Origin of the sequence: Microcystis sp. LEGE 08355, from assembly GCF_015207185.1 — a bacterium.
Classification (GTDB): domain Bacteria; phylum Cyanobacteriota; class Cyanobacteriia; order Cyanobacteriales; family Microcystaceae; genus Microcystis; species Microcystis panniformis.
The window spans coordinates 1-9,708 of the sequence record NZ_JADEXI010000130.1; the positions used below are offsets into that span (position 1 = coordinate 1).

The 9,708-nt window shown below is 38.6% G+C and carries 13 protein-coding genes; 11 read left to right on the plus strand and 2 right to left on the minus strand.

Going from position 1 to position 9,708, the window contains the following annotated elements:
• Window positions 1-347: 347 nt before the first annotated feature.
• From IQ242_RS08975 to IQ242_RS08985, 3 genes are all read left to right on the plus strand, one after another.
• Window positions 348-641, plus strand: coding sequence for an RNA-binding protein (locus IQ242_RS08975; RefSeq protein WP_002766404.1), 294 nt, complete (start codon window positions 348-350; stop codon window positions 639-641).
• Between the two features lie 198 nt (window positions 642-839).
• Window positions 840-3,362, plus strand: a complete 2,523-nt coding sequence (locus tag IQ242_RS08980; protein ID WP_193959729.1) for a glycogen/starch/alpha-glucan phosphorylase — start codon at window positions 840-842, stop codon at window positions 3,360-3,362.
• Window positions 3,363-3,542: 180 nt separating this feature from the next.
• Entirely contained in the window at window positions 3,543-3,824 is a 282-nt protein-coding gene (locus tag IQ242_RS08985; protein WP_002786273.1) for a hemolysin XhlA family protein, read from the plus strand.
• 175 nt (window positions 3,825-3,999) lie between these two features.
• On the opposite strand, the gene IQ242_RS08990 is transcribed toward IQ242_RS08985, so the two are convergent.
• The gene (locus tag IQ242_RS08990; protein WP_193959730.1) at window positions 4,000-4,422 is read right to left on the minus strand and encodes a type II toxin-antitoxin system VapC family toxin; all 423 of its coding nucleotides are present in this window, start codon (window positions 4,420-4,422) and stop codon (window positions 4,000-4,002) included.
• Window positions 4,409-4,669, minus strand: a complete 261-nt coding sequence (locus tag IQ242_RS08995) for a hypothetical protein (RefSeq protein WP_193959731.1) — start codon at window positions 4,667-4,669, stop codon at window positions 4,409-4,411. The genes IQ242_RS08990 and IQ242_RS08995 overlap by 14 nt, the downstream gene beginning before the upstream one ends.
• Before the next feature lie 168 nt (window positions 4,670-4,837).
• Between IQ242_RS08995 and IQ242_RS09000 the strand changes: the two genes are divergently transcribed.
• The 8 genes from IQ242_RS09000 to IQ242_RS09035 all read left to right on the plus strand — a co-directional run.
• Complete coding sequence (locus IQ242_RS09000) at window positions 4,838-4,996, plus strand: hypothetical protein (RefSeq protein ID WP_193959732.1); 159 nt, start codon at window positions 4,838-4,840, stop codon at window positions 4,994-4,996.
• 296 nt (window positions 4,997-5,292) lie between these two features.
• Complete coding sequence (locus IQ242_RS09005; protein WP_002740810.1) at window positions 5,293-5,574, plus strand: type II toxin-antitoxin system RelE/ParE family toxin; 282 nt, start codon at window positions 5,293-5,295, stop codon at window positions 5,572-5,574.
• A 9-nt stretch (window positions 5,575-5,583) separates the two neighbouring features.
• On the plus strand, window positions 5,584-5,898 hold the full coding sequence (locus tag IQ242_RS09010; protein ID WP_036399402.1) for a HigA family addiction module antitoxin: 315 nt from the start codon (window positions 5,584-5,586) through the stop codon (window positions 5,896-5,898).
• Window positions 5,899-6,344: 446 nt separating this feature from the next.
• Window positions 6,345-6,551: a type II toxin-antitoxin system HicB family antitoxin gene (locus IQ242_RS09015; RefSeq protein WP_193959733.1), complete on the plus strand. Its 207-nt coding sequence runs from the start codon at window positions 6,345-6,347 to the stop codon at window positions 6,549-6,551.
• Window positions 6,541-6,762, plus strand: a complete 222-nt coding sequence (locus IQ242_RS09020) for a type II toxin-antitoxin system HicA family toxin (RefSeq protein ID WP_193959734.1) — start codon at window positions 6,541-6,543, stop codon at window positions 6,760-6,762. The genes IQ242_RS09015 and IQ242_RS09020 overlap by 11 nt, the downstream gene beginning before the upstream one ends.
• Window positions 6,763-6,887: 125 nt before the next feature.
• Complete coding sequence (locus IQ242_RS09025) at window positions 6,888-7,160, plus strand: hypothetical protein (protein ID WP_193959735.1); 273 nt, start codon at window positions 6,888-6,890, stop codon at window positions 7,158-7,160.
• Window positions 7,161-7,339: 179 nt separating this feature from the next.
• Complete coding sequence (locus tag IQ242_RS09030; protein ID WP_193959736.1) at window positions 7,340-8,689, plus strand: AAA family ATPase; 1,350 nt, start codon at window positions 7,340-7,342, stop codon at window positions 8,687-8,689.
• Window positions 8,676-9,708: tetratricopeptide repeat protein (locus IQ242_RS09035; protein ID WP_193959737.1), on the plus strand; the 1,033-nt coding region annotated here is incomplete at its 3' end. The genes IQ242_RS09030 and IQ242_RS09035, both read left to right, overlap by 14 nt.

Here is a 9,708-nt window from a genome sequence, read left to right on the forward strand (position 1 = left end):
ATTTTCAGGGGGTCAGTTACCTAATTTTCAGGGAAAAAGTACCTGAATTTTACCCCCGATCACTCCAAGGGTCAGAACTTTTTGAGGTAAAAAAAGTCTAAAAACCTTATCTAACAAGGTTTTTAGATTTATTCAGCAAACCCCAAGTAAACTATAAGGGATATCGCCATCAGATTCTGATCGGCGATCGACTCTTTCTGTGTTATGATCGAGGCAAGAGTCAAGATTAGTGTTCAAGTTCGTTTCCAGTATTAATCCGGTAAGTCTTTTACTTTAGTATTGTTCGGCTTCTCCCTGAATTTTGTGTCTCCACACCGTTTCGAGTATTGATCGAGGATTCAAGTATTATGTCTATTTTTGTTGGTAATCTCTCTTACGACATTTCCCAAGAGGATCTGGTCGAGGTCTTTGCAGAGTACGGCAAGGTTAAAAGGGTTCATATTCCCGTTGACAAAGAGACACAGCGCAAACGCGGTTTCGCCTTCGTGGAAATGGAAAATAAAGGCCAGGAAGGCGCTGCGATTGCCGCACTGGATGGTGCTGAATGGATGGGGCGATCAATTAAAGTTAACGAGGCCCGCGATCGTGAAGAGCGTGCGCCCTTCAATGGTGGTGGTGGTGACAGAAAAAAACGCTATTAAGCTTTTTTTGTGAATAATTGTGGGAGGGTGGACAGGGTTCACCCTTTTTTTGTCGGCAATTGCGATCGCTGCTCCCCTCAAAACCAATAGAAATCTAAATGTCTGAGTCTCTCCAAAAGGTAACAAGTAAACTATAAAGGATATCGTCATCAGGTCTGATCGGCGATCAACTCCCGAATATATGGACAACAAAAACCCATGGAGACAACCTATACCCTAGCTGATGGGCCTGAAGCACTTCAATGCCCCACTTTAGTTGAAGATGATCGCACGGGCATGAGTCCCGAAACCCTAAAACGGGCTTTTCTGGACAATCTATTTTATTTGCAAGGGGTTAACCGCACTAATGCTAGTCCCTACAATTACTATGTCGCCCTTGCCTACACCGTTCGCGATCGCCTGCTGCGTCGTTTTCTGAAATCCACCGACACCTACAAACAAGAAAAAGTTAAACTCGTCTGCTATTTCTCGGCCGAATTTCTCATGGGGCGGTATTTAGGTAATAATCTGGCTAATTTGGGTATTTATGACCTAATGAAAGACACGATCGAGGAATTAGGTCTTGATTTTGAGGAAATTATCGAACAGGAACCAGATCCCGGCCTGGGAAACGGCGGTTTAGGGCGTTTAGCGGCTTGTTTCCTCGATTCTCTGGCTTCCCTGGAAATTCCCGCCATCGGTTACGGTATCCGCTACGAATTTGGCATTTTCCATCAAATGATCCAAAACGGTTGGCAGGTGGAAATCCCCGATAACTGGCTACGCTTCGGCAATCCTTGGGAATTACCTCGTCCCGATGAAAGTGTGGAAGTAAAACTGGGGGGCCGGACGGAAATCTATCACGATGATAAGGGACAGGAACGGGTACAATGGCTGCCGGAACGTCGGGTTTTAGCCATTCCCCACGATACCCCCGTCCCGGGTTACAAAACCAACACGGTGAACGCTTTGCGTCTCTGGAAAGCAGAAGCGAGTGAATCGTTTAATTTTGAGGCTTTTAACGCCGGGTTATACGATCAATCCGTGGCTGAAAAAATGGACGCGGAAACCATTTCTAAAGTCCTTTATCCCAACGATAACACCCCCGCCGGTCGCGAATTACGTCTGGCCCAACAATACTTTTTTGTGGCCGCTTCCCTGCAAGATTTAATTCGCATTCACCTAAAAAGCCACAAAAATCTGCAAAACTTCCACGAAACCGCCGCTATTCAACTGAACGATACTCACCCCGCCATTGCGATCGCCGAGTTAATGCGTTTGTTAGTGGATGAAAACGGCTTAGAATGGTCAAAAGCTTGGACAATTACCCAAAAAACCTTCGCTTATACCAATCATACCCTATTGCCGGAAGCCCTAGAACGTTGGTCGGCGGATCTGATCGGGAAACTGCTGCCCCGACATCTAGAAATTATCTACCTGATCAATCACTTTTTCCTCGACGATGTGCGGACTTGGTTTCCCGATAACGAGGAATTATTGGGCAAATTGTCGATAGTTGAAGAAGCTGGTTGGGGTAATAAACAAATTCGCATGGCTAATTTAGCCTGTGTGGGTAGTCACTCAATTAACGGAGTCGCTGCCTTACACACCGAGTTACTGCAAAAAGACACCCTGAAAGAGTTTGCTATGCTCTGGCCGGAAAAATTCTACAATAAAACCAATGGTGTCACCCCGCGCCGGTGGATTTTATTGAGCAATCCCCAATTATCGGCACTATTTACCGAAAAAATCGGCGATGATTGGTTAAAAGACCTGAAGGAATTGCGAAAACTGGAACAATACCTTGATGATCCCGAATTCCGTCAGCGTTGGTATGAAATTAAACAGGCGAATAAGGCCGATTTAGCGGCTTATATGCTGAAAACCCGCAATATCGAGGTGGATGTTAATTCGATTTTCGATGTGCAGGTAAAACGGATTCACGAATACAAACGCCAACATCTGGCAGTTCTGCACATTATCGCCCTTTATAATCGCATTAAACAGAACCCTCAGATCGATATTGTGCCGCGCACTTTTATCTTTGGTGGTAAGGCAGCCCCCGGTTACTTTATGGCGAAGTTAATTATTAAGTTAACTAATGCTGTGGCTGAAATTGTGAATAAGGATCCTGATGTCAGAGGTCGTTTAAAAGTGGTTTTCCTGCCTAACTTTAACGTTTCTTTGGGTCAACGCATCTATCCAGCGGCGGATCTTTCCGAACAGATTTCTACGGCGGGTAAGGAAGCTTCTGGAACCGGTAATATGAAGTTTGCCATGAATGGCTCCCTCACCATTGGGACTTTGGACGGCGCTAATATCGAAATTCGCGAGGAAGCAGGGGCAGAAAATTTCTTTCTTTTTGGCTTGACAGCAGAAGAAGTTTATGCTAAGAAAGCCCACGGTTATGAACCGATGAGCTATTACAAAAATAATCGCGAATTGAAGGGAGTGATCGATCGAATTAAGAGTGGTTATTTTAGCCATGGTGACCCAGAATTATTCAGGCCGATCGTTGATTCTCTCCTCTACGATGACCAGTATATGCTTTTAGCTGATTATCAATCCTACTCTGATTGTCAGGAACAGGTAAGTGAAGCTTATCGCGATCGGGACAAGTGGACGCGGATGTCGATTCTTAACTCGGTTCGCATGGCTAAATTCTCTAGCGATCGCACAATCTGGGAGTATTGTCAAGAGATTTGGAAAGTTAATCCGGTCAAGATTAGTTTAGAGGATTAAAAAACTCGGTCAAGTTCGGGTTTAGTCTTTGACTAGCCCGAATTTTGGAACCGTAGCCCCCAAAATGTTTGGTGAAAAGGATAAAATTTATTATTCTTTGCTATCCAAAAACTGGCTTAACAATTTTGAGTTTTAGGGTGAATGATGGGGGGAGCTTTTTGATTATGAGGAAAAATATAAATGTCAGTAATAATTGAACAAAACCTAGGGGAAATTTTAGCTCAAATTAATCACAAATTAGAGAATTTACAAAAAGATGTTACAGACATCAAAATTGAGTTAACAGAAGCTAAGGGGGAAAGACAGGTATTAAAGGTGGAAATCGATAACCTGAAGCAAGATGTTAATGCGATTAAAAGTTCACAACAGGCTCAGATTTGGACATTGATCGGTATTTTAATTACGGCGGTAGGAGGGTTTTTAGTGGCAGTGGGTAGGTTTGTTATTTCGGGTAATCCTTAATTGCAATACCGTCTAAACTATGATTATAATGATTGAATGATGGACTGTGATTGGGTTGTTTTTAGACAATCCAATGTCTAAACTATGATTATAATGATTGAATGAGCGACTATGATTGGGTTGTTTTTAGACAATCCCACAATCACAAAAATCCTATTCATTTGATTCCCAAGTATTAAGGATATTCTAAGAATAAATTTTGAAAAGTATGGTTATCCTGCCAGCGATAGATTGAAAAATCGCGGCGATCTGACGTTAAAATTCTCCCGTGTCCTAAGTTTTCAGCTAATACTACTAATGAAGCATCAGCTAGATCCATTGGTATATCTTCATAACGTTTCATAAGTTGTTCCATTCGTCTAACATGATTTGATTGTAATTCAAATACTTCAAAACCACCTGCTAAGAAATTTTGAATAAATAGCAGTTGAGCATGATTACCGAGACGAGTTAGCAAAAGGCAACAAGTTTCGGTGACAACACACCAGGTTGTTATTAGGGGTTCTCGCAATCTTTGAATTACAAGCTGTGCTTGTTGATGATGATTATCTTGCTCATTGGCGAGGGCCAACCAGAAGCCTGTATCAACTATAATCATGTTTGGCTGACCATTCTTCCTTCAGGATAGTTTTATAATTAGTAGAAAGATCGGGCGCACCTTGTCCACACCCAATAAAACCGCTTTCTTTCAGCACTTTAAGGGGATCTGAGTTACGCGGGTGTAGTTTGGTATATTGTTGCTCAATAACTTGATTGAGCAGGGTAGTGATATCCTGATCGCTATGTTGTTGGATGTAGGCGAGTTTTTCCCTTTGTTCTTGGCTAAGATGAATGGTGATGTCCATAGTCCTTCTCCTTAATAATGTCTAAACTATGATTAGAATGATTGAATGATCGACTATGATTAGGTTATCTTTGACAATCATGAGTGTTTATTATATTATATTATAGGGTTGGTATATCGAAAAAACATCACAGTTCATCACATAATCACATCAATCACAGTACAGACAATGAATGAACAACGCACCCAAGCTTATGTTAATTTAATAGAACAGTTGCTCACTTCTGCTGATGATGAGGAGCGAACTAATATTCTGCAAGCTAATATGGAATTGATTGACCCTCAATTTTTGCAGATGATGGAAAACTATGCAACGGGGTTAAAATAATAAGGATACAATAACCATGCAGATTGATTTAACACAACACTTTGGGCAATATCTCAATCCTCAAGCGAGAAATATAGAAGAATATGAGGTGTTTTTAACTGTTGGGGACATTGACAATAGGCTAAGGTGTTGTTAGTATATCCAACATGAAGGCTACCGCGCTCATTTGTCGTCGCGTCATCTTGGCCCCAGACGCATTCGCAGAAGTCACTGTCTGGCCTGTTCCCCAACCAGTTCTGCCATCGGATCATCCTTACGTCATATACTTAAAAGTAGGATAAGAAATTGTTTAGAGAGTGATCCAAAACTTTAAAGATAAAGAAGCTCAAAAAGTTTTTGAACGTAAACATTCGCGTAAATTGCCATTAGATATCCAACAAGTGGCATTGCGAAAATTGCGGATGCTTAATCGTGCGGAAACCCTGCAAGATCTTCGTGTCCCACCAGCAAATCGATTGGAACGTCTGGTTGGTGACAGGGAAGGTCAATATAGCATTCGGGTTAACGATCAATGGCGAATTTGCTTTGTCTGGCAAAACGGTGATGCTCTAGACGTAGAAATCGTTGATTATCATTGAGGTAAAATAATGAATGAAGATAAACTAATGCCAATTCATCCCGGTGAGGTTCTTTTAGAGGAATTTATCAAGCCAATGAACCTTAGTCAGAATCAAATAGCTCTGGCTCTTGGAGTTCCTGAACAATGTATTAACGAAATCGTTCACGGAAAGCAGCCTATCACAGCGGATATAGCTCTTCGGTTAGCTCGTTATTTTGATATGTCACCGCGATTTTGGCTGGGATTACAAATGGATTACGATCTGGACGTTGTTGAAGATGAAATAGGAGATCAATTGGACAAAGAAGTTGCTGTAATGACAGTTATTTGTGCAGAAAAGTAATTTGTTTGATATGTTCTAAGGCAGAAACTTGGAATATATCAAACAAATTTGGCAGCGACCCCCCTTGACAATCACGAATATTTATTGTATCACTTTAAATCATAAGGTTGGTCTCTCTCAAAAAAAATCACAGTCCATCACATAATCACATCAATCACAGTACAGACAATGATGGAAGACTATGCAACAGGGTTAGAAGAACAAAGAAATAATACTCCTGTTGCTTGGTTACGGGATATAAAGTATAGAATCTTGTTATGTAGAAGTCTAAAGCATGATCTATAGCGTTTCTGATTCATACGAGGTACATTCCTGATCCTGAACAGCTTAATCAGCAAAGGTTTAACTGTGCCGCACAGATGCGAGAACCGCTATATATGATTATTTAATTGACTGTCATTCTAGCCTGACCTATAATCATGGAAAGCTCAATCAGGAAAGTGAAAATGAGACAGGTACTTACAGCGATAATTTTTCAAGAAGATAATTGGTTTGTTGCCCAATGTTTAGAGGTTGATGTTGCTAGTCAAGGGGAAACAGAAACCGAGGCGTTAAACAATCTGCAAGAGGCTTTAGAATTACATTTTGAACCGCCTTGTGCAACAGTTATTCCCCGATTACAGAAGATAGAGGTAGAAATCAATGCCGCTTAAGCCTTTATCTTATCGTGAGATTAAACGCAAGTTGGAAGCGGCAGGGTTTGAAGTTATTAGTCAAAAGGGGAGTCATGTTAAGTTTGCCAAGGATACTCCCGAAGGAAAAATGACAACGATTGTTCCCTGTTATAAGGAGGTAACAATCGGTACAATTGCCAGTATTTTAAGGCAAGCGGGATTAAGGGTTGATGAGTTTGAGCGTTTATAGTTAATATCCTCTATAGTATTCTGTGTCATAATCGCCCTATATCAAGGGGACTCATCCTATCATAGAGTCATCCGCTAAAAAACATCATAGTCCCTCATTCAATCATTCTAATCACAGTACAGACAATGAATGAACAACGCGCCCAAGCTTATGTTAATTTAATTGAACAGTTGCTCGCTTGTGCTGATGATGAGGAACTCAATAATATTCTGCAAGCAAATCAGGAATTTATTGATCCCGATTTTTTGCAGGTGATGGAAAACTATGCAACATGGTTAGAAGAACAAGGAAATCATAATCCTGTTGCTTGGTTACGGAATATGGCGCAACAGTTGAGGCAGTTTCTCACCCTTCGACTGGTCAATACTGGATTTAGGGCAAACGCATCTAAATTCTAGATTCCTTATCTAATAAGACTTTCAGCGTTTCAGAAAAAATCAACCATGATCTCGAAAACCCTTATCCAGCCTACCTTTCAAAAATAAGATGCGTTCCCCCTGATACTGGATTTAGGGAGATTGTATTTTTTGAAAAGCTATAATATAATTAATTATGATTATTCAGATAATATTGTTCAATGACTATGACCAAAACTAATCTTGCCAAAAATCTCAAAGAAGCTTACCGAGTTTGTAATCTTGATCCTCTAAGGGGTGAAGCTATGAAACGATATTATGTTGATTTATCAAAAGTTCGCAATACCAAAGCTATAGGTCAAGTTGATACAATTCTTGAATTTCAAGAACCTGAAAAATTTACAACAATTTTATTTACAGGTCATCGTGGCTGTGGAAAAAGCACAGAATTAAGGCGAATTCAGGAAAGATGGCAAGAAAAATATTTTATTGTTTATTTAGAAGCTGATCGGGAAATTGACATTGAAGATGCGCGTTATATAGACTTATATTTAGTATTAATTAAGCAAATTGAATATGAACTCAGACAACGAGGAATTAAGTTTGATGATGAACTTCTGAGTAATTTTGAAGCTTGGTTTAAAGATATCACAGAAGAAACAGAGGAAACCGTTGAGAAGTCTGTGAGTATGTCGGGAACTTTAGATGTTAGTTCCTCTCCCTTTCCTATTCCTTTTGTAGCTAAATTATTAGTGAAATTATTAGCACAAATTAAAGGGTCTGATAAACGTAAAAAAACAATTCGTCAAACCTTGGAACAAGATATTTCTCGCTTACAAGCTGATGTAAATTTTTTACTAGATGATGGGTTTAGAAAATTACAGCAAAAATTTCCTCAATATCAAGGATTTTTAGTAATATTCGACAATTTAGATCGAGTAACACCAGAAGTAGGCGATCATTTATTTTTCGATTATGCAGCACAGTTACAAGCCTTGGGATGCAATATTATTTATACTGTGCCAATTTCTACAATCTATTCAGCTAAAAAAGTCAATAATTTTTTCGATAACTCTAATATTGTCCCGATGATCAATATCTACAATTTACAAAGAAATAAGCCCGATTTAGACTATCAAGAAGAAGCCTTAAAAGCTGTTGCTAAATTAATTGAAGTTAGGGTTAATGTTCAGGATGTTTTTGCTAATTACGATGATTTATTAAGTTTAGCTAAAGCTAGTGGCGGTCATGTTAGACAACTGATGCAAATGATGAGAACTGCTATTACTTCAGCAAATGCAAAAGGCGGCTCTAAAATTGATAGTGAAGACGTACAAACTGCCATTAAACAAGTACAGTTTGATTTTGAAAGAGTCATTCCTGATGAGCATTATAGTCATTTAGTAAATGTCTATTTAAACAAGGAAATTAATAACAATCAAATTGGACAACTTATGTTATTTAATACTTCTGCCTTAGAATATAATGGTAATGATAGATGGAACTATATCAATCCAGTTGTTGAATCTATTCAAGCTTTTAAAAAGGTATTAAAAAATGTTAGAAACTAAATCTTTCTCTATTTATAATCATCGTTTATTTTTAGTAAAAAATCAGCAGAGATTAGCTGAGTTACTAACTTTTATTGATTTTGCCGAAGGATTAACTATTGGCTTTATTGAAGTTAACCGCAATGAGGAAGCTAACTGGATAGTTGAGAGTTTAATGAATAATTCTCAATGTCAAAATATACAATTTATTGTTTTAAATATAGATGATTCTCAGGTGCGTTTTTTATTAGATGAAATTTTAAACTATTTATCTAAAAATCCCCCTTTAGAAGATAAAAAGCCAGTGTTAATTATCAAAGGATTAGAAAATTCTATCGGATTTAAGGATTATCCCCCTATTTTACAAAATCTCAATTTTGTTAGAGACGCTTTTACTTATGATGTTCCTTATCCCATATTATTTTGTTTACCCAAAGATACTATTACTAGATTTGCTAGATTTGCCCCTGATTTTTGGGCTTGGAAATCAGGTATTTTTAAGTTTGAATCTCTACCAGAAGAAAAAAATATTGATCGTCAATTTGTGAATTTTGCTCGGGTTCTTGAACGAGATGGAGTATCAGAAACTCAAGCAAGAATTGATCTATTAACTAGATTATTTGCAGAGTATTCAGCAGAAAAAAATATATCTATGATGATAACAACTTTACAGCAATTAGGGGTTGCTTATTACCGTAGAGGAGAGTTACAAAAAGCGGAAGAATCTTTGCTAGAAGCTTGGAATTTAAGTAATCAAATAACATCATTAGAACCGACAAAAGTAGCCACTCTTGAGACCTTGGGTTATGTATATAAGAAATTAAAGAAATATGAGGAAGCAGAAACAATTTATCAACAGGTTTTGAATGTTTATTCTGAGCAAAATTTTTCTCAAAAATGGGCTAAAATTCAAAATAGTTTAGGTAATGTTTATCTTGACAAGAATCAAGGCAGTAAAGCTGATAATTTAGAAAGGGCTATCTATTGTTTTAATTCTGCTTTAGAAGTATATACCCGTGATAGCTTTCCTTCTGAATGGG